Source organism: Methylobacterium guangdongense (assembly GCF_038442355.1).
In the GTDB taxonomy this organism is placed as follows: Bacteria; Pseudomonadota; Alphaproteobacteria; order Rhizobiales; family Beijerinckiaceae; genus Methylobacterium; species Methylobacterium guangdongense.
On record NZ_JBBXMX010000003.1, the window covers coordinates 197369 to 214977 of the forward strand.

Sequence of the window (17609 nt, forward strand, 5' to 3'; positions counted from 1 at the left end):
GCGCGGCTTAGGATAGACCGGCGATGAGGCGATCCCGGCAGCGCCCGGCCTTTCGGCCGGATGTCACGACAGCATCCGGGTATCTCCGTCGATGGAAATCGCCTGTCCGGAGATCGTCCGGCCGCGCTCCGAACACAGCAGCAGGATCTGGTCGGCCAGCTGGCGGGCGGTGACGTAGTCCTTGATCGAGACGAACGAGAAGGCGCGGGCCTCCATCTCGGAGAAGCTGGTGCCCTGCTGCTGGGCCTTGGCCTCGAGGACCCGCCTTTGACGATCACCGGCGACCAGCCCCGGCAGGATTGCGTTGACCCGGATCCCGTCGCCGCCGAGTTCGATGGCGAGCGACTTGGTGAAGCCGATGACGCCCCACTTCGCCGCCGCGTAGGGGCTGCGGAGGGCAAAGCCGAACTTCCCGGCCGCCGAGGACAGGTTGACGATCGACGCGTTGGCGCTGTGCCGGAGGTGCGGCACGGCGAGGCGCGCGCAGTTGAACTGGCTCGTCAGGCAGACGGTCAGGCATCGATCCCACTCCTCGGGGGCGATCTCTTCCACGCGGCCCGTGGGCCCGGCGATGCCGGCGTTGTTGACGAGCACATCGAGCCCGCCGAGATGATCGACCGCGGCGTCCATCATCGCCGCCACGGCGGCCCGGTCGGCGACGTCGGTGCGGCTGCGACCGACGCTCGATGGCAGGGTATCCAGGGCTTCCGCGTCGATATCGCAGGCGAAGACCCGCGCGCCTTCCTCAAGGAAGGCGTCGACGACGGCGCGGCCGATGCCCGCCGCCCCAGCCGTCACGAGGACGCGCAGCCCGGCCATCTTGAGATCCATGATCACCTCTCCCCAGATTCGTCCCGCAACGTTCCGCGGGACAGGATGAAATCGGCGGCCTCGCGGATATCGGCGGCGATGGCGGCGGATGCGGCCGGACCGTCGCGCGCCTCGATCGCCGCCAGGGCTTCGGCGTGGCGCCGCAGGGCGAAACCCTGGTGCAGCCGCTCCGGACAGGCCCGCAGGTCCAGGTTGATGACCGGGCCGGCCTTCAGCCACAGGCGGCCGATGATCTCCAAGAGCGGGGCCAACCCACAGGCCCCGTAGATCGCGAAATGCAGGTCGCGGTTGAGCTGGACAGCTTTGATCCGGTCGGGCTGAGACGCTTCGGCCTCGGCCCGGAACGCGGCCTCGGCTTGCCGGATGGCATCGCGTTCAGCCCCCGACCGGCGCTCCGCGGCGCGCGCGGCCGCGATGCCTTCGACGGCGATGCGCGTCTCGGCGAGCGCCCGGAACGCGCCCGCGCCCATGATCGGCACGCGGATAATCCGCGACGGGGCGACCTCCAGCACACCTTCGGCGACGAGGCGGCTCACGGCCTCCCGCACCGGCATGACCGAGACGCCGAGGGCGGCCGCGCTCCGGCGCAGGGAGAGCCGGTCGCCGGGGGCCAGCCGGCCCGAGGCGAGAAGATCCGACAGCGCCGCATAGGCGGTGTCGGTCAGGGTACGCCGTTCCAGCTGTGGCAGGTCCGCCAGGGCGGCCGAGGACTCCATGCACCGAGACTAGACGAAACCCGATCCTTCCCGATAGTGATCTGTGATCACAGCGGCGAAACACGCCGCGGGATCAGGATTCGGGAGGGCTGTCATGACCGGCAGCGTCGCGATCGTGGGCGTCGGTCTGATCGGCCGGGCCTGGGCAATGATCTTTGCCCGCGCCGGCTGGGATGTCAGGCTGTTCGACGCGGCCGACGGCGTCGCTGAGGCTGCGATCCCGCTCTGCGTCGAGGGCCTCCACGTCCTGGCCGGGAACGGGCTCTGCCGCGATCCGGAGGCGGCGGGGCAGCGGATCCGGGCGGTCCCGAGCCTCGCTGCGTGCCTGGACGGTGTCGGCTTCGTGCAGGAGAACGGGCCGGAGACGCTGGCCGCCAAGCAGGCGCTCTTCGCCGAACTCGACGCCTCCGCGCCGGCCGAGGCCATCCTGGCCTCGTCCTCCTCGGCGATCCGGTGTTCGCTCTTCACCGGGGATCTGCCGGGTCGGGCGCGCTGCCTGATCGGCCACCCGGTCAACCCGCCGCACCTGATCCCGCTGGTGGAAATCTCCGGCGCGCCCTGGACCGCCCCCGAGGTGTTGGCCCGGGCGCGGGCGGTCTACGAGGCGATCGGACAGGTGCCGATCACCGTGCTGAAGGAGATCGAGGGTTTCATCCTGAACCGGCTGCAGGGGGCGCTGCTGGCCGAGGCGTTCCGCCTCGCCGCCGAGGGCTACGTGAGCCCACAGGATCTCGACCGGACGGTCGCGGACGGGCTCGGCCTGCGCTGGAGCTTCATGGGGCCGTTCGAGACGATCGAGCTGAACGCGCCGGGCGGCATCGCGGATTACTGCGGGCGCTACACCGATTTCTACAAGCGCCTCGCCGTCGATCCCGCGCCCCCGTCCGTCTACGAGGCGCCGGCCACGGAGGCGATCCTGGCCCAATGGCCGGCCACGCCCGATCGACCCGCCCGCATGCAACGCCGCGACGCACGGCTCGCCGCGCTCCGCGCCCACAAGGCTTCACACGAGGATTGAGCATGGCCGCACAGCGGAAAGTCATCATCACCTGCGCGGTGACGGGCGCGATCCACACGCCCAGCATGTCGCCGCACCTGCCGGTCACGGCCGAAGAGATCGCCGACGCCGCCATCGGGGCCGCCGAAGCCGGGGCGGCGATCGTCCACCTGCACGCCCGCAACCCCGAGACGGGCCAGCCCGATCAGTCGCCCGAGGCCTTCGCGCCGTTCCTGCCGGTGATCAAGCAGCGCTCGTCCTGCGTGATCAATCTCACCACCGGCGGCGCGCCGACCATGTCGATCGAGGAGCGCGTGCGCCCGGCCGCGACCTTCAAGCCGGAGGTCGCCTCGCTGAATCTGGGCTCGATGAATTTCGGCCTGTTCGGCATGCTAGACCGGTTCAAGGACCTGAAGCATCAATGGGAGCGGGACTATCTCGGCAACAAGGACATCATCTTCCGCAACACGTTCGGGCAGATCGAGCACATTCTCACGACCTGCGGGCCGAACGGCACGCGGTTCGAGTTCGAGTGCTATGACACCGCCCATCTCTACAACCTGAAATACTTTTTCGACCGGGGGCTCGTTCAGGCGCCGCTATTCATCCAGACGGTGTTCGGGCTCCAGGGCGGCATCGGTGCGCATCCGGATGACGTGATGCACATGAAGCGCACCGCCGACCGGCTGTTCGGCGATCAGTACCGCTGGTCGGTGCTGGGGGCGGGCCGCAACCAGATGAACATCGCCGCCATGGCGGCCGCCATGGGCGGCAATGTCCGCGTCGGTCTGGAGGACAGCCTCTGGGACGGGCCGGGCAAGCTCGCCGAGACCAACGCCGCGCAGGTCCGGCGCGTGCGCGCGATCATCGAGGGGCTTGGGCTCGCGGTGGCCTCGCCCGACGAGGCGCGCGAGATGCTGGCGCTGAAGGGGGGCGACAAGGTCGCGTTCTGAGGGGGTCTGGATTCCGAGCTGACGCCGGTTTGAATCCTGCCCGGCGTCTACTCCTGCTGACCGAACACCCGCTCCACATCCGCCTGCCCGATCCCGTCGATCTCCAGGATCTTCAACCGGCTCTGGTCGCCCGACACGATCCGTACCGCGCCGCGGCTCACCTTGAGCGCCTTGGCGATCAGCTTCTCCAGCGCCGCGTTGGCGGCGCCTTCCACCGGCGGCGCGGCGACGCGGGCCTTGAGGTAGGGCTGGCCCTTCTCGTCGCGCGCCCATCCCTCGACGGCGTCGCGTCCGCCGCGGGGCGTCAGACGCACCGCCAGCCGAACCGTCATAGCGAAAGTCTCAGAAGATCTTGCCGGGGTTCAGGCGGTTGTCGGGATCGAGCGCGCGCTTGACCAGCCGCATCGCCGCGATCTCCTCGGGCGAGCGCGACAGCGGCAGCTTGCCCCGCTTCTCCAGGCCGATCCCGTGCTCGGCCGAGACCGAGCCGTTCAGTTCGGCGAGCGGCTCGTAGAGCGCCGCGTCGATCGCCGCATTGCCGGCGGCATCGAGGCGCGTCGTGTTCCAGTGCAGGTTGTTGTCGCCGATATGGCCGTAGACGACTGCCCGGCAGCCGGGAATCGCGGCGAGGCGGTCGAGCGTGCCCCGCACGTAGCCATCCATCTTCGCGAGCGGCACGCTGATGTCGAAGGCGCGCTCGATCCCGTCGGCGTTGAGGTGCTCCACCCGGTCGCGGATGCGCCACATCCCCCGCCGCTGCTCCTCGGAAGAGGCGATGGCGGCGTCGAGGATCGTGCCCTCGCCCATCAGGCCTTCCAGAAGGCCGAGGAACCGATCGGATTCCTCCGGGACGCATTCCACCTCGATGATCGCGTAGAACGGGTAGTCGTGGCCAAGCGGCGCGGTGGCCCGGCCCGGGGCGGTCATGACGCGGTAGAAGTCCGGCCACAGGCCCTCGAAGGACGAGACCCGACCCTGGAAGGCGCTCTGTGCCGCGCGCAGCACCCGCGCCCCATCGTCGACGCCCGGGCAGGCGATCAGCGCGGTGGCGTAGCCGGCGGGCTCCGGTCGCAGCCGCAGGACCGCCCGCGTGACGATGCCGAGCGTGCCCTCGGTGCCGATGAAGATTTGCTTCAGGTCGAGCCCCGTGTTGTTCTTGATCAGCGGGCGCATGGACGAGACCACCGTACCGTCGGCCAGCACCGCTTCGAGGCCGAGCACCATCTCGCGCATCATGCCGTAGCGGAGCACTCGCAACCCGCCGGCATTGGTCGAGATCGCGCCGCCGACCGTCGCCGAGCCCCGGGCGCCGAGGTCGAGGGGGAAGAACAGGCCGGCCTCGGTCGCCGCGTTCTGCACGCCCTCGAGGGTGGCGCCGGTGCCGACCACGACGGTCATGCCGAGCGGGTCCACCGGCTCGATCCCGGTCATCCGCTCGGTGGAGAGGGTGATCTCATCGGGCGCGCACAGCGTGCCATCCACGAGGCCGGTCGCGCCGCCGCGCGGCACCACCGCCACCCCCGCTGCGTGACAGGCCGCCATCACGGCGCTCGTTTCGGCGGTGCTGCGGGGGCGGACCAGCGCGAAGGCCGCGCAGGGTTCGGTCGGCCGCGTCCAGTTGGCCGAGCGCTGGCGCAACTCGTCGCCGGTGACGAGGCCCGACGGTCCGACGATCGCGGTGAGGCGGTCGAGGAGGGCGGCGTTCGTCATCGGCATTGTCCTGTGGGGCTCACGCCCGACCCTGTGTCACAGAAAGCCGCGCGCCGCGAGATTGCGCATCAGCGCGCGGGTCCCGAAGGTCCAGGGCTCGCAGGCATCGCAGGGGCGCATGCGGTTGATGAGACTGCCGAGTTCCGGGCTCGCCACCACGACCCGGTCGTTGTCGGCATGGGTGAAGCCGAGGCCGGGCCCATGCCTGTCCTGGATCGGCGCGAACATCGTGCCGAGGAGCAGCAAAGCCCCGTCCGGGTATTGGTGCGTGTGCCCCATCAGGGCCGCCACCAGCTCCTCGGGATCGCGGCTGATCTCGGCGAGCGGCGAGGTGCCCTCCATGCGGAAGCCGTCGGTGCCGGTCACCTCCAGCGTTACGGTGGTGCGCCGGACGGCGTCGAGGTCGAAGGTCCCGTCGAACAGGCGCAGGAACGGTCCGAGCGCGCAGGAGGCGTTGTTGTCCTTGGCCTTGCCGAGGAGCAGGGCCGAGCGCCCCTCGAAGTCGCGCAGGTTGACGTCGTTGGCGAGCGTCGCCCCGACGATCCGCTGATCGGACGCGACCGCGAGCGCCACCTCGGGCTCCGGGTTGTTCCAGTGGGAGTGCGGATGGAGACCGGCATCCGCCCCGCAGCCTACCGCCGACATCGGCTGCGCCTTGGTGAAGATCTCCGCGTCCGGGCCGATGCCGACCTCGAGATACTGGCTCCAGGCGCCCTGCGCGACCAGCACCTCCTTAAGCGCCATCGCCTCGGGCGAGCCGGGTTTCAAGCGGCGCAAATCCTGGCCGACGAGGCGTTCGACCTCGGCGCGGATCGCCGCCGCGGCGGCGAGGTCGCCCCGGGCGCGCTCTTCGATGACCCGCTCCAGCATGGACGTCGCGAAGGTCACGCCCGCCGCCTTGAGGGCCTGGAGATCGACCGGGGCGAGGATCCACGGTCGGCTCGAATCCCGGGCGTCCGGCGGCGTGTTGGCGAGGATGGCGTCGAGGCTGCCGAGATCTTCACCCTGCGCCTCCCGCAGGGCGGCGGCGGGGTCGGTCCGCTCGCACAGGTCGCTCACCGTCGGCAGGCGGGGCGTGACGTCGATCACCCGCGCCTCGCCCGACGCGTCGGCGCGGATCGCCACCACGCTCGGGCCCTGCGCCTCCGGGCGCCAGACCCGGCCCACGAGCGCGCCGCGGCATCCGTCGGCGGGCAGGATCGCCTGCACGTTCAGACCGGATAACGACATGGTGCTCCCTTTCCCTCGCCACCGACCGCGGCCTTCTTTCGGACCGGGGTAGCGTAGGTCTTAGCATCCCGCGCGCGGCCCGGGGCTTGCGCGCCGTTTCACCCCGACCGACCCGTCACCCGCGCCTGCAAAATAAAATGACAGAACCGGGATAATCTGCAGGATGCCGAAGGTGACGGCTTGCTTTCCTGCTCACGCTCCCGTGTACTGTATTCACAGAGCCGCCGACAGAGCGGCCGTGATCGGGAGGAAGCATGGCCTCGGTGGGAATCCGCGAGGTACGCAAGGCTTTCGGATCGACGAATATCCTCCACGGCGTGTCGGTTGACATCCGCGATGGGGAATTCGTCATCCTGGTCGGCCCGTCGGGCTGCGGAAAGTCGACGCTCCTGCGCATGATCGCCGGGCTGGAGAACATCTCCGGCGGCGAGATCCGCATCGGTGAGCGGGTCGTGAACGATGTGCCGCCCAAGGAGCGGGACATCGCGATGGTGTTCCAGAACTACGCGCTCTATCCGCACCTCACGGTGCGCGAGAACATGGCGTTCTCGATGCGCATCCGGAAGGCGCCGGCCTCGGAGATCGACCTGCGCGTCAACCGCGCCGCGCAGATCCTCGGGCTGACGCATCTCCTCGACCGCTATCCCCGCCAGCTCTCCGGGGGCCAGCGCCAGCGCGTCGCCATGGGGCGGGCGATCGTGCGCGACCCGCAGGTGTTCCTGTTCGACGAGCCGCTCTCGAACCTCGACGCCAAGCTGCGCGTGGCGATGCGCACCGAGATCAAGGAGCTGCACCAGCGCCTGAAGACCACGACCATCTACGTCACCCACGACCAGATCGAGGCCATGACCATGGCCGACCGGATCGTGGTGATGCACGACGGAGTCGTGGAGCAGATCGGCCCGCCGCTCGACCTCTACGACCGGCCCGACAACCTGTTCGTCGCCGGCTTCATCGGCTCGCCGGCCATGAACTTCCTGTCCGGCCAGATCCGGGCGAACGGCAGCCTGACCTTCGTCACCGATACGGGCCTCGTGATTCCGCTGACCGACGCACCGGCCGGCGCCCAGGGGAAACCGCTCGTGCTCGGGATCCGGCCCGAGCATTTCGACCTCGCGCCGGATGGGATCGCCGCCGAGGTGGTGGTCGTGGAGCCCACCGGCTCGGAAACCATGCTGGCGGTGCGCGCGGTCGGCCAGGACCTCACCTGCGTCCTGCGCGAACGCGTGACCGAGCGGCCGGGCGAGATCGTCCGACTGCGGCCGAACCGGGTGCACCTGTTCGACGCCGCGACCGGCCGCCGTCTGCCGACCTAAACGGCCGCCAGCCCCCCAGATCACGGGTGGGCAAACCGGCCCGCAAACAACAGCATCCAGGGAGAAGCCACCCATGCAAGGTCTCGATCGCCGCTCCCTCCTCGCCGGTGCCGCCGCAGCCGGCCTCGCCGCTGGCGGCGACCTCCTGGGCTTCGCCAAGGCCTGGGCGCAGAATGCGGAATGGAAGCCCGAGCCCGGGGCCAGCCTGTCGCTGCTGCGCTGGAAGCGGTTCGTCCCGAGCGAGGACGAGGCCTTCCTGAAGCTGGTCGACGCCTTCACGCAGGCGACCGGCGTCAAGATCACGGTGAGCAACGAATCCTACGACGACATCCAGCCCAAGGCCTCGGTGGCGGCCAATACGGGGCAGGGGCCCGACATGGTCTGGGGCCTGTTCTCGTTTCCCGCGCTCTTCCCCGACAAGTGCCTGCCGCTGGAGGATGTCGCCGACTCCCTCGCCAAGAAGTATGGCCCGTGGTTCCCGTCCGCGGAGGCCTACGGCAAGGTCAAGGGCAAGTGGATCGCGATCCCCGTCGCGTTCAACGGCGGATACCCGAACTACCGGATCTCGGCGATGAAGAAGGCTGGATTCGACAAGTTCCCCACCGACACCGCCGGCTTCCTCGAACTCTGCCGCGGCATGAAGAAGAACAATACGCCCGCCGGCTTCGCCCTCGGCCACGCCACCGGCGACGGCAACACGTGGTGCCACTGGGCGCTCTGGGCCCACGGCGGCAACTTGGTCGACGCTAACGAGAAGATCGTCATCAACTCGCCCGAGACCGCCAAGGCGCTCGAATACGTGAAATCGCTCTACGAGACCTTCGTGCCCGGCACCGTCTCGTGGAACGATTCCTCGAACAACAAGGCGTTCCTGGCCGGCGACCTGTACCTGACTAACAACGGCATCTCGATCTACGCCGCCGCCAAGAAGGACAACCCGAAGCTCGCCGAGGATATGGACCACGCGGTCTGGCCGGTCGGCCCGGTCGGCAAGCCGACCGAGTTCCAGCTCGCTTTCCCGATCCTGGCGTTCAAGTATTCGAAGGCGCCCAACGCCTGCAAGGCGTTCATCGCCTTCATGATGGAGGCGTCGAACTATAATCCCTGGCTGGAACAGGCACAGGGCTACCTGTGCGAGCCGCTGTCGAACTATCCGAAGAACCCGATCTGGACGGCCGATCCGAAGAACGCGGTCTTCGCCGAGGCCGGGCGGCGTTCGCTGGCGGCCGGCGGCCTCGCGCCGGTCAGCGAGCGTATCGCGGCCGTGCTGGCCGACTTCGTGGTGGTCGACATGTTCGCCAGCCACTGCACAGGCCGCGAGGACGTGAAGACCGCGATCAAGAACGCCGAGCGCGCCGCCCAGCGCATCTTCCGGAACACCTAAAGCCCCGGTGCGAGAGTCAGCAGCATGGCGCATACGGCCCTGACGCAACCCGTCCCGGTTGCGGCCCCGACCCGCTCAAGCTGGCAGCGGTTCCGCGCCAGCCGGGGCTGGGCCGGCTTCTGGTTCATGCTGCCCACCACGCTGATCCTCGGCCTGTTCCTGGCCTACCCGCTGTTGAAGGGCATCTGGCTGTCCTTCACCAATACGCGGATTGGCCGCGAGGGGGTGTTCATCGGCCTGGAGAACTATGAGTGGCTCTGGGACGACGACGTCTTTTGGTTGTCGGTGTTCAATACCTGCCTGTACACGGCTGTCGCCTCTGCGATTAAGTTCGCGGTGGGGCTTTACCTCGCCCTGCTGCTCAACAAGAACATGCCGTTCAAGGCGATCATCCGCTCAATCGTGCTGATCCCCTTCGTGGTGCCGACCGTGCTGTCGGCCATCGCGTTCTGGTGGATCTTCGACAGCCAATTCTCGATCATCTCCTGGTCGCTGCGCCATCTCGGCATCATCGACGGCAACATCGACTTCCTGGGCGAGCCCGCCATGGCGCGGGCCTGCGTGATCTTCGCCAATATCTGGCGCGGCGTGCCGTTCATCGCGATCACCCTGCTCGCCGGCCTCCAGACGGTCTCGCCGTCGCTGTACGAGGCGGCGACGCTCGACGGGGCCTCGAACTGGCAGATCTTCTGGCGGATCACTTTGCCGCTGCTGACGCCGATCATCGCCGTGGTGATGACCTTCTCGGTGCTGTTCACGTTCACGGACTTTCAGTTGATCTGGGCCATGACCCGCGGCGGCCCGGTCAACGCCACGCACCTGATGGCGACCCTGTCCTATCAGCGCGGCATCCTTTCGGGGACGCTGGGGGAGGGGGCGGCCATCGCCACCGCCATGGTGCCGTTCCTGCTGGCCGCCATCGGCATCTCGTGGTTCGGCCTGCAACGCCGGGCCTGGCAGGCCGGGGAGTCCGACCGATGAGCGCCCCCGCACCGCCCGCCCATGCCGATCCGCATCTCAATCCCGTCCTGGCCGCGCAGCCAGCCGGACTCACCGACAACTCGGAGGGCATGGCCTATCTGGAGCGGCTGCCACGGCGGCTCGTGACCACCTACCTGCCGCTCGCCATCATCCTCGTGGTGCTGCTCTTTCCGTTCTACTGGATGGCGCTGACCGCCATCAAACCGGATGAGCAACTGATCGACATGGAGCACTACAACCCGTTCTGGGTGGTGCAGCCGACGTTCAAGCATATCCACAAGCTGCTGTTCGAGACCCAGTATCCACGCTGGCTCTGGAACACGATGTACGTGTCGGTGGCCGCCACCGTGCTCTCGCTGTTCGCGAGCGTGCTCGCTGCCTATGCCTGCGTCCGCGTCCGCTATCGGGGGGCAGGCTGGGTCGGTGCGGCGATCTTCCTAGCCTATCTCGTACCGCCCTCGATCCTGTTCATCCCGCTCGCCACGATCGTGCAGGCCTACGGGCTGTTCGACTCGCCGATCGCCCTGATCCTGGCCTATCCGACCATCCTGATCCCGTTCTCCACCTGGCTCCTGATGGGCTACTTCAAGACCATCCCGTACGAGCTGGAGGAATGCGCGTTGATGGACGGCGCGAGCCGCTGGCAGATCCTCACGAAGATCATCCTGCCGCTCGCCTTCCCGGGCCTGATCTCGGCCGGTATCTTCTCGCTGACGCTGTGCTGGAACGAGTTCATCTACGCGCTGACCTTCCTGTCCTCGACGCAGAACAAGACGGTCCCGATCGCCGTGGTGAGCGAGTTCGTGGACGGCGACGTCTACAAGTGGGGCTCGCTGATGGCCGGCGCGCTGCTCGGCTCGCTGCCGCTGGTGATCCTCTACTCGTTCTTCGTCGAATACTATGTCTCGGCACTCACCGGTGCTGTGAAGGAATGACGCCGCCGATTTCGATGCGGGTCGGGTGGACACGCGCGCGGAATCTCGTCTCGACGGTCGTCCAACCCAGGCCCTCATCCTGAGAAGCGGAGGTCTCGAAGGAGCCCTCCCGCCGGCCGTGCGATCCCTGGAATACTTCGTCGAGGCCCGTAGACGCGGGCACCTCGGGAGGAGGATGTCGGCTGGGGTGGGGGTCGTTGTGCGCGCCCGACCGATGGCCGTTGCCAGCCGGGCTCGGTTGCGCGGACAATGCGCGCAGCCGCCGACGAAGAATCGCGGACCGCCCCTATCGAAGGTCACGCCATGGCCCATTTCATCGACGCCCGCGCCACCCTGGTCAACGATGCCCTTGACGGCCTCGTCGCGGCGAGCGGCGGACGCCTCGCCCGGCTCGACGGCGATCCCGGCATCCGCGTCGTGCTCCGGGCGGCGTTGGATCCGGCGAAGGTCGCGGTGGTGTCGGGGGGCGGCTCCGGACACGAGCCGGCCCATGCGGGCTTCGTCGGGCCGGGAATGCTGAGCGCCGCCGTATGCGGCGACGTGTTCGCCTCGCCCAGCGTCGACGCGGTGCTCGCCGGGATCCTCGCCGTGACGGGACCGGCCGGATGCCTCCTCGTCGTGAAGAACTACGCGGGCGACCGCCTCAACTTCGGCCTCGCCGCCGAGCGGGCCCGGGCGCTGGGGCATCGGGTCGAGACCGTGATCGTGTCGGACGACATCGCGTTGCCGGATGCCAAGCAGCCCCGCGGCGTTGCCGGAACCCTGTTCGTCCACAAGGTCGCGGGCCACGCCGCCGAGAACGGCGCATCGCTGGAGACCGTCGCGGCGCTCGCGCGGCGGGCTGCGGTCGCGGCGAAGTCGCTTGGCATCGCGGTCTCCACCTGCACGATCCCGGGATCCCCGCGCAGCGAGCGGCTGGCGGAGGGGCAGGCCGAGCTCGGCCTCGGCATCCATGGCGAGCCGGGGGTGGAGCGCATCACGCTGCCTCCGGCGAGTGAGCTCGCGCGGATGATGGCGGACCGCCTGTCCCACTCGGTCACGGGCGACCGCTTGGCCCTGCTCGTGAACAATCTCGGCTCGGCCTCCGCGCTGGAGATGCAGATCCTGGCGCGGGCGGTGCTCGCCACCGATCTCGGCAAGCGCGTCCGCCTGCTGATCGGACCCGCACCGCTGATGACGGCGCTCGACATGCACGGGGCGTCGCTGTCGATCCTGCAGCTCGACGACGACCTCGAAGCCGCCCTGATGGCGCCGGTGCCGTTGCCGGCCTGGCCCGGCGCCGTTCGGATCGTCGCGCCGACGCTCCGTCCGATGCCCGGCGGGTTGGCCGGGGAAGCGTTCACGCCGTCTCAGGATCCGGTTACGGCCGCCCGGATCGCCGCCGTCGCGCAGGCGCTGATCGCCGCCGAGGACACGCTCAATGCCCTCGACGCCAAGGTCGGCGACGGCGATGCCGGCACCACCTTCGCGGGCGCAGCGCGGGCCGTGCTCGCCGATCTCGACCCGTTGCCGCAGGCCGATCCGGCCGCCCTCTGCCGGGCGCTGGCCGAGCGGATCGGACGGGCGGTGGGCGGATCGAGCGGGGTGCTGGGCTCGATCTTCTTCGCGGCGACCGCGGCCGCGCTCGCGGAAGGTGACGCTTGGCCGGCAGCCCTGGCGCAGGGCGTGGCGCGGGTCGAGGGCTATGGCGGCGCCAAGCCGGGCGACCGCACCTTGCTCGACGCGCTGATCCCGGCGGTCGACGCTTTGGCAACCGGCGATCTCGACGCAGCGGCCGGAGCGGCCAGCGCCGGCGCCGAGGCTACGGCGCGGATGGATCGGGCCGGCGCCGGCCGCTCCAGCTACCTCGCGGCCGGCGACCTTGCGGGGGTGCAGGACCCCGGCGCGGCCGGCGTCGCAGAAGCCTTCGCGGCCCTGTCGAAGGCGAAACGTCCCGGCGCGTGAGCTGCGATTGACCCCCGGCCAGCCGCGGCCTACCCAAGCCCGATGCGCACCTGCCTGATCCTCGACGATTACCAGCAGGCGGCCCTCGCCCTGGCCGACTGGTCGCGGATCGCCGACCGGGTGGCGGTCTCCGCGATCCCGGACCACATCGCGGACCACGACGCCCTGGTGGCGCGGATCGGGCAGGCAGAGATCCTGGTGATCATGCGCGAACGCACGCCGTTCCCGGCCGCGCTGCTGGAACGGCTGCCGCGGCTCGAATTGCTTGTCACGAGCGGCCCGCGCAACCTCGCCATCGATGTCGCGGCGGCCAAGGCGCGGGGGATCACGGTCTGCGGGACGGATTCCAGCCCGATGCCGCCCACCGAGCTGACCTGGGCGCTGATCCTCGGCCTTGCCCGCCATCTGCCGCAGGAGAACCACGCCCTGCGCGCCGGCGGCCCCTGGCAGAGCACCATTGGCACAGACCTCGCCGGCGCGACGCTCGGAATCCTCGGGCTCGGCAAGATCGGCGCGCGGGTCGCTGCCATCGGGCGCGCCTTCGGCATGCGGGTGCTTGCCTGGAGCCCGAATCTCGACGCCGACCGGGCGGCGGCTGCCGGCGCCGAGCTGGCGACCTCGAAGGAGGCGCTGCTGGAGGCGAGCGATTTCGTCACGATCCACCTCGTGCTCGGCGAGCGGACACGCGGCCTCGTCGGCGAAGCCGAGCTGCGCCGGATGCGGCGGGGCGCCTATCTGGTGAACACATCGCGGGCGCCGATCGTCGATCAGGCGGCGCTGTTGAAGGCGTTGGCGGAAGGCTGGATCGCCGGCGCCGGTCTCGACGTCTACGAGACCGAGCCGCTGCCCGCCGACGATCCGTTCCGCCGGCTGCCGAACGTGCTGGCACTGCCGCATATCGGCTACGTCACGCAGGCCAACTACCGGACGTTCTTCACGCAAGCGGTCGACGACATCGAGGCCTGGCTCGCCGGCGCGCCGATCCGGGTCCTGGGCTGACGCCCTATCCGGCCTGCGGGTCCAGCGCGTCGGCCAAGCCGTCGCCCAGTAGGTTGAGCGCCACGAGCGTGACGATCAGGAACAGCGCCGGGGCGGCCAGCATGTGCGGCGCGGCCTCGATTGCGCGCGCGCCGTCGGCGACGAGCACGCCCCAGCTGGTCTGCGGCTCCTGCACGCCGAGCCCGAGGAACGACAGGAAGCTCTCCAGCAGAATCACCTGCGGCACCAGCAGCGTCGCCGTCACCGCGACCGGACCCAGGGTGTTGGGCACGATGTGACGCGCGATGATGCCGGGCGCACCGACGCCGAGCGCCCGTGCCGCGCGCACGAAATCGCGTTCGCGCAGCGACAGGGTCTGGGCGCGTACCACCCGGGCCATGTCGAGCCATTCCACGGCCGTGATGGCGATCAGCATCAGGATCAGGCTGGGCCGGAAGAACACCAGCAGCAGGATGACGAAGAACACGAAGGGCAGGGCGTACAGGACGTCCACGAAGCGCATCATGACCGCGTCGACCGCGCCGCCGAGGAAACCCGCGGCGGCGCCATAGGCTACGCCGATCAGCAGCGCCGCCAGGCTCGCTGTCACGCCGATCGCCAGGGAGATCCGACCCGCGGTCAGGCATCGGGTGAGCAGATCGCGACCCTGCACGTCCGTGCCGAGGAAGAAATGCAGGCGCCGCACCGGCACGGCGACCACGAGGCTGCGCCCGTCGTCACGTTCCTCCACGACAGCGGGCGGTCCGAACAGCCCGGAACGCAGCAGGTAGACGAGGCTGCGCCGGTCCACCCCCGCGTCCGCGTGCAGGGTGAGCCGCAGCGTGTCGCCATCATGCGCCACCGCGTCGAGCCGGATCCGCATCCGGAAGGCGATGCGCTGCAGGGCCGGGTCGAGATGCGTCGCGTCGGGCTGCGCCGCCAGACCGGCCGGCAACTGGCGCAGATCCAGGTAGGTGCGATCGGGGTCGTGGCCGGTCAGGGCGGGCCCCGCGACACAGGCCAGGGCGATCAGGACCAGCACGGCGAGGGCCGCCATCGCGGCGCGCATCCGGATGAGGCGTGCCAGGGCGCGACCCGCTGGACCGGCCGCCACGGGGGTCGCGCTCACGCGCCGACCCGGAGGCGGGGATCGAGCCACGCACAGGCGAGGTCGGCCGCGAGGTTGAGGGCGATCACCAGCCCGGCGACGAGCAGCACTGTCCCCATGACGAGCGTGTAGTCGCGGTTCAACGCCCCCTCGACGAAGTAGCGGCCGATCCCCGGCAAGCCGAAGATCGTCTCTACCACCACCGAGCCCGTGAGCAGGGATGCGGCCAGCGGCCCGAGATAGGCGACCACCGGCAGCAGCGCCCCGCGCAGCGCGTGCCGGGTGACGCGCAACGGCGGCAGGCCGAGGCTGCGCATGGTCCGCACCGGCTGCGTGCGCAGCACCTCGCCCAGCGAGGCCCGGGTCAGCCGCGCCAGGGCGCCCACCTGCGGCAGGGCCAGGGTGATGACCGGCAGAACGAGGTGGCTCGGCGAGCCGTCGCCCCACCCGCTCAGCGGCAGCCAGCGCAGGGTGAGCCCGAAGGCGATCTGGAGCAGCGGCGCGACCACGAAGCTCGGCAGCGACAGGGTCAGGGCGGCGCCGACGCCGAGCAGGCGATCGACCGCACCGCCGCGCTGGAGGGCGGCCGCGATCCCGAGCCCGACGCCGAGGCCCATGGCCAACAGGATGGCCAGACCGCCGAGCGTCGCCGAAACCGGTAGGCCCCGGGCGATCAGGTCGAGCACGCTCTGGTCGCGGAACGAGAAGGAGGGGCCCAGGTCGCCCTGCGCGAGCGACGCGAGGTAGCTGCCGAACTGCACGATCAGGGGCCGATCGAGGCCGTAGACCCGGCGCAGGTTCTCCATGGCGGCGGGCGCGAGCGGCCGTTCGAGGTCGAACGGGCCGCCGGGGGCGAGCCGCATCAGGAAGAAGCTGACGGTGACGACCGCGAGCAGCGTCGGCACCGATTGCGCGAGGCGGCGCAGGATGAAGCGGATCACGCGTCGAGCCTCAGGAAGCGCGTCGGCGCGGCGTTGCGCAGGTTCGGATGGTAGCCATGCAGCCGCGGCGCGATCAGCGCCTTCGAGCGGTAATGCATCAGCGGGATCCAGGGCAGCTCGCGCAGGGCGATCGCCTCCGCGTCGTAGAGCATGTCGGCCCGGCAGTTGAGGTCGCGCTCGGCGGCGGCGCGCGCCAGGAGGGCGTCGTAGGCCGGGTCCGACCAATGGCCGGCGTTGAAGCCGTCGTTTCCGGTTTGAAGCAGGAACAGGAAGTTCTGCGGATCGGCGTAATCGGCGATCCAGCTCATGCGGGCGACGTCGAAGTCGCCGCCGTCGCGCAGGTAGGCGAAGTGCGTCTTGGCGTCGGTGTAGACGTAACGGGTCACGATCCCGAGGTCGCGCCACATCTCGCCGATCGCCACCGCCACGGTGCGGTTGTTGTCGCTGACGTTGAACCGGTACTCCACCGTGAGCGGCCGGTCCGGGCCGTAGCCGGCCTCCGCGAGGAGCCGGCGGGCCTCCGCCTCGTGGTCGATTGGAAGACCTGAGCGGCCCGCGGTCTCGGGCGGCGTCCGATAATTGTCGAGGCCGGGTGGGCACAGGGAATAGGCCGGGCTCATGGTGCCGCCGCTCAGTCCGTCAGCCAGGTATTCCCGGTCGATCACGAGGGACAGCGCCTGCCGAACGCGACGATCCGAGAACGGCGCCTTGCGGGTGTTCACGGCCAGCGCCGCCAGCCCGAGCGACGGCCCGAGTACAACCTCCGGACCGAACCGGCGGCGCAGGTCGGCGATCTGGTCGGCGGGCAGGTCGGCGAGCGAGTCGATCTCCCCGGCTGCGTAGCGGCGCACGGCGGCCGCCAGATCGGGCGTGGGCAGGAACTCGACCTGCCGGATCGCGACGGAGGCCGCGTCGGGATGGTGCGGATTGGCCTCCAGCCGGATCGCGCCGCCCGGCACGTTCCGGGTGAGCCGATAGGGTCCGTTGGTGATGAGATTGCCCGGCCGCGTGAAGGATTCGCCGTAGCGCTCCACCGAGGCCCGGTGCACCGGGAGGGCGGTCTGGTGGGTCAGTAGTTCGAGGATGTAGGGCGTCGGCTGTTCGAGGGTGATGGTGAGCGCGAGCGGCCCTTCCGCGGCGACACCAAGAGCGTCCACAGGCTGCTCACCGCGGTTGATCGCGGCGGCGTTCCGGATCGGGAACAGGATTTCGGCGTATTTCGCCCCGGTGGTGGGATCGAGGATCCGGCGCAGCGAGTAGACGAAGTCGTCCGCGGTGACCTGCTCGCCGTTCGACCAGCTCCCGTTGGGCCGCAAGTCGAAATGCAGGGTCAGGCCGTCCGCGGATATGGTCCAGGCGCGCGCGGCGCCCGCGATGAGCGCACCGTGATTGTCGTAGGTGAGGAGACCGTCGCAGAGGTCGCGCAGGATATGGGCCTCCGCCACCGTGGAGGAGCGGTGCGGATCCAGGGTCTCGGGATCGGCGTCGTTGCCGCGGCGGTAGATCGGCTCCGCCGCCGTGGCCGGCCGCACCGCCGCGAGCGCGGCGGCGCCGGCGAGCCAGTCGCGCCGCCGCAGGCGCATGG

At 69.9% G+C, this 17609-nt stretch carries 16 protein-coding genes; 8 read left to right on the forward strand and 8 right to left on the reverse strand.

The features are described from left to right. Window positions 1-63: 63 nt before the first annotated feature. Entirely contained in the window at window positions 64-831 is a 768-nt protein-coding gene (locus tag AAHG09_RS08005) for an SDR family oxidoreductase (RefSeq protein ID WP_342106513.1), read from the reverse strand. 2 nt (window positions 832-833) lie between these two features. After that, window positions 834-1547, reverse strand: a complete 714-nt coding sequence (locus AAHG09_RS08010) for a GntR family transcriptional regulator (RefSeq protein WP_342106515.1) — start codon at window positions 1545-1547, stop codon at window positions 834-836. A 94-nt stretch (window positions 1548-1641) separates the two neighbouring features. Between AAHG09_RS08010 and AAHG09_RS08015 the strand changes: the two genes are divergently transcribed. After that, on the forward strand, window positions 1642-2565 hold the full coding sequence (locus tag AAHG09_RS08015; RefSeq protein ID WP_342106517.1) for a 3-hydroxyacyl-CoA dehydrogenase: 924 nt from the start codon (window positions 1642-1644) through the stop codon (window positions 2563-2565). Between the two features lie 2 nt (window positions 2566-2567). Then, a complete protein-coding gene (locus AAHG09_RS08020) occupies window positions 2568-3497 on the forward strand; it encodes a beta-keto acid cleavage family enzyme (RefSeq protein WP_342106519.1) in 930 nt (309 codons plus the stop codon). Between the two features lie 47 nt (window positions 3498-3544). Here the strand turns inward: AAHG09_RS08020 and AAHG09_RS08025 are convergent, their stop codons facing one another. The 3 genes from AAHG09_RS08025 to AAHG09_RS08035 are packed head-to-tail and all read right to left on the reverse strand — an operon-like array spanning window position 3545 to window position 6437. Further along, window positions 3545-3829: a DUF167 domain-containing protein gene (locus AAHG09_RS08025; RefSeq protein ID WP_342106520.1), complete on the reverse strand. Its 285-nt coding sequence runs from the start codon at window positions 3827-3829 to the stop codon at window positions 3545-3547. A gap of 10 nt (window positions 3830-3839) precedes the next feature. Next, a complete protein-coding gene (locus AAHG09_RS08030) occupies window positions 3840-5207 on the reverse strand; it encodes an FAD-binding oxidoreductase (RefSeq protein WP_342106521.1) in 1368 nt (455 codons plus the stop codon). Window positions 5208-5243: 36 nt separating this feature from the next. Further along, window positions 5244-6437 carry a fumarylacetoacetate hydrolase family protein gene (locus AAHG09_RS08035; protein ID WP_342106522.1) on the reverse strand — a complete coding sequence of 398 codons (1194 nt, stop codon included), beginning with the start codon at window positions 6435-6437 and terminating at the stop codon, window positions 5244-5246. Between the two features lie 254 nt (window positions 6438-6691). Between AAHG09_RS08035 and AAHG09_RS08040 the strand changes: the two genes are divergently transcribed. The 6 genes from AAHG09_RS08040 to AAHG09_RS08065 all read left to right on the forward strand — a co-directional run bounded on the left by AAHG09_RS08040 (window position 6692) and on the right by AAHG09_RS08065 (window position 13996). Continuing rightward, on the forward strand, window positions 6692-7753 hold the full coding sequence (locus tag AAHG09_RS08040; protein ID WP_342106524.1) for an ABC transporter ATP-binding protein: 1062 nt from the start codon (window positions 6692-6694) through the stop codon (window positions 7751-7753). A 73-nt stretch (window positions 7754-7826) separates the two neighbouring features. Further along, window positions 7827-9137 (forward strand): ABC transporter substrate-binding protein, encoded by a 1311-nt coding sequence (locus AAHG09_RS08045; protein WP_342106525.1) that lies wholly within the window; start codon window positions 7827-7829, stop codon window positions 9135-9137. Between the two features lie 24 nt (window positions 9138-9161). After that, window positions 9162-10118: a carbohydrate ABC transporter permease gene (locus tag AAHG09_RS08050; RefSeq protein ID WP_342106526.1), complete on the forward strand. Its 957-nt coding sequence runs from the start codon at window positions 9162-9164 to the stop codon at window positions 10116-10118. After that, complete coding sequence (locus tag AAHG09_RS08055) at window positions 10115-11053, forward strand: carbohydrate ABC transporter permease (RefSeq protein WP_412760005.1); 939 nt, start codon at window positions 10115-10117, stop codon at window positions 11051-11053. The genes AAHG09_RS08050 and AAHG09_RS08055 overlap by 4 nt, the downstream gene beginning before the upstream one ends. A gap of 303 nt (window positions 11054-11356) precedes the next feature. Next, a complete protein-coding gene (locus tag AAHG09_RS08060; RefSeq protein ID WP_342106527.1) occupies window positions 11357-12997 on the forward strand; it encodes a dihydroxyacetone kinase subunit DhaK in 1641 nt (546 codons plus the stop codon). Window positions 12998-13039: 42 nt separating this feature from the next. After that, window positions 13040-13996 (forward strand): D-2-hydroxyacid dehydrogenase family protein, encoded by a 957-nt coding sequence (locus AAHG09_RS08065; protein WP_342106529.1) that lies wholly within the window; start codon window positions 13040-13042, stop codon window positions 13994-13996. Window positions 13997-14000: 4 nt separating this feature from the next. On the opposite strand, the gene AAHG09_RS08070 is transcribed toward AAHG09_RS08065, so the two are convergent. Genes AAHG09_RS08070 through AAHG09_RS08080 form a run of 3 tightly spaced genes read right to left on the reverse strand, consistent with a single transcriptional unit; the run spans window position 14001 to window position 17607 of the window. Next, window positions 14001-15104: an ABC transporter permease gene (locus AAHG09_RS08070; RefSeq protein WP_342106530.1), complete on the reverse strand. Its 1104-nt coding sequence runs from the start codon at window positions 15102-15104 to the stop codon at window positions 14001-14003. Continuing rightward, a complete protein-coding gene (locus AAHG09_RS08075; RefSeq protein ID WP_342106532.1) occupies window positions 15101-16024 on the reverse strand; it encodes an ABC transporter permease in 924 nt (307 codons plus the stop codon). Before AAHG09_RS08075 ends, AAHG09_RS08070 begins: the two co-directional genes overlap by 4 nt. Beyond that, entirely contained in the window at window positions 16021-17607 is a 1587-nt protein-coding gene (locus AAHG09_RS08080; RefSeq protein ID WP_342106534.1) for a peptide ABC transporter substrate-binding protein, read from the reverse strand. Before AAHG09_RS08080 ends, AAHG09_RS08075 begins: the two co-directional genes overlap by 4 nt. Between the last annotated feature and the right edge of the window lie 2 nt (window positions 17608-17609).

Bases quoted from the DNA above. Each gene is read 5' to 3' on its own strand.
- AAHG09_RS08005 (WP_342106513.1), bottom strand. From the start codon at position 831: ATGGATCTCAAGATGGCCGGGCTGCGCGTCCTCGTGACGGCTGGGGCG.
- AAHG09_RS08010 (WP_342106515.1), bottom strand. From the start codon at position 1,547: ATGGAGTCCTCGGCCGCCCTGGCGGACCTGCCACAGCTGGAACGGCGT.
- AAHG09_RS08015 (WP_342106517.1), top strand. From the start codon at position 1,642: ATGACCGGCAGCGTCGCGATCGTGGGCGTCGGTCTGATCGGCCGGGCC.
- AAHG09_RS08020 (WP_342106519.1), top strand. From the start codon at position 2,568: ATGGCCGCACAGCGGAAAGTCATCATCACCTGCGCGGTGACGGGCGCG.
- AAHG09_RS08025 (WP_342106520.1), bottom strand. From the start codon at position 3,829: ATGACGGTTCGGCTGGCGGTGCGTCTGACGCCCCGCGGCGGACGCGAC.
- AAHG09_RS08030 (WP_342106521.1), bottom strand. From the start codon at position 5,207: ATGACGAACGCCGCCCTCCTCGACCGCCTCACCGCGATCGTCGGACCG.
- AAHG09_RS08035 (WP_342106522.1), bottom strand. From the start codon at position 6,437: ATGTCGTTATCCGGTCTGAACGTGCAGGCGATCCTGCCCGCCGACGGA.
- AAHG09_RS08040 (WP_342106524.1), top strand. From the start codon at position 6,692: ATGGCCTCGGTGGGAATCCGCGAGGTACGCAAGGCTTTCGGATCGACG.
- AAHG09_RS08045 (WP_342106525.1), top strand. From the start codon at position 7,827: ATGCAAGGTCTCGATCGCCGCTCCCTCCTCGCCGGTGCCGCCGCAGCC.
- AAHG09_RS08050 (WP_342106526.1), top strand. From the start codon at position 9,162: ATGGCGCATACGGCCCTGACGCAACCCGTCCCGGTTGCGGCCCCGACC.
- AAHG09_RS08055 (WP_412760005.1), top strand. From the start codon at position 10,115: ATGAGCGCCCCCGCACCGCCCGCCCATGCCGATCCGCATCTCAATCCC.
- AAHG09_RS08060 (WP_342106527.1), top strand. From the start codon at position 11,357: ATGGCCCATTTCATCGACGCCCGCGCCACCCTGGTCAACGATGCCCTT.
- AAHG09_RS08065 (WP_342106529.1), top strand. From the start codon at position 13,040: ATGCGCACCTGCCTGATCCTCGACGATTACCAGCAGGCGGCCCTCGCC.
- AAHG09_RS08080 (WP_342106534.1), bottom strand. From the start codon at position 17,607: ATGCGCCTGCGGCGGCGCGACTGGCTCGCCGGCGCCGCCGCGCTCGCG.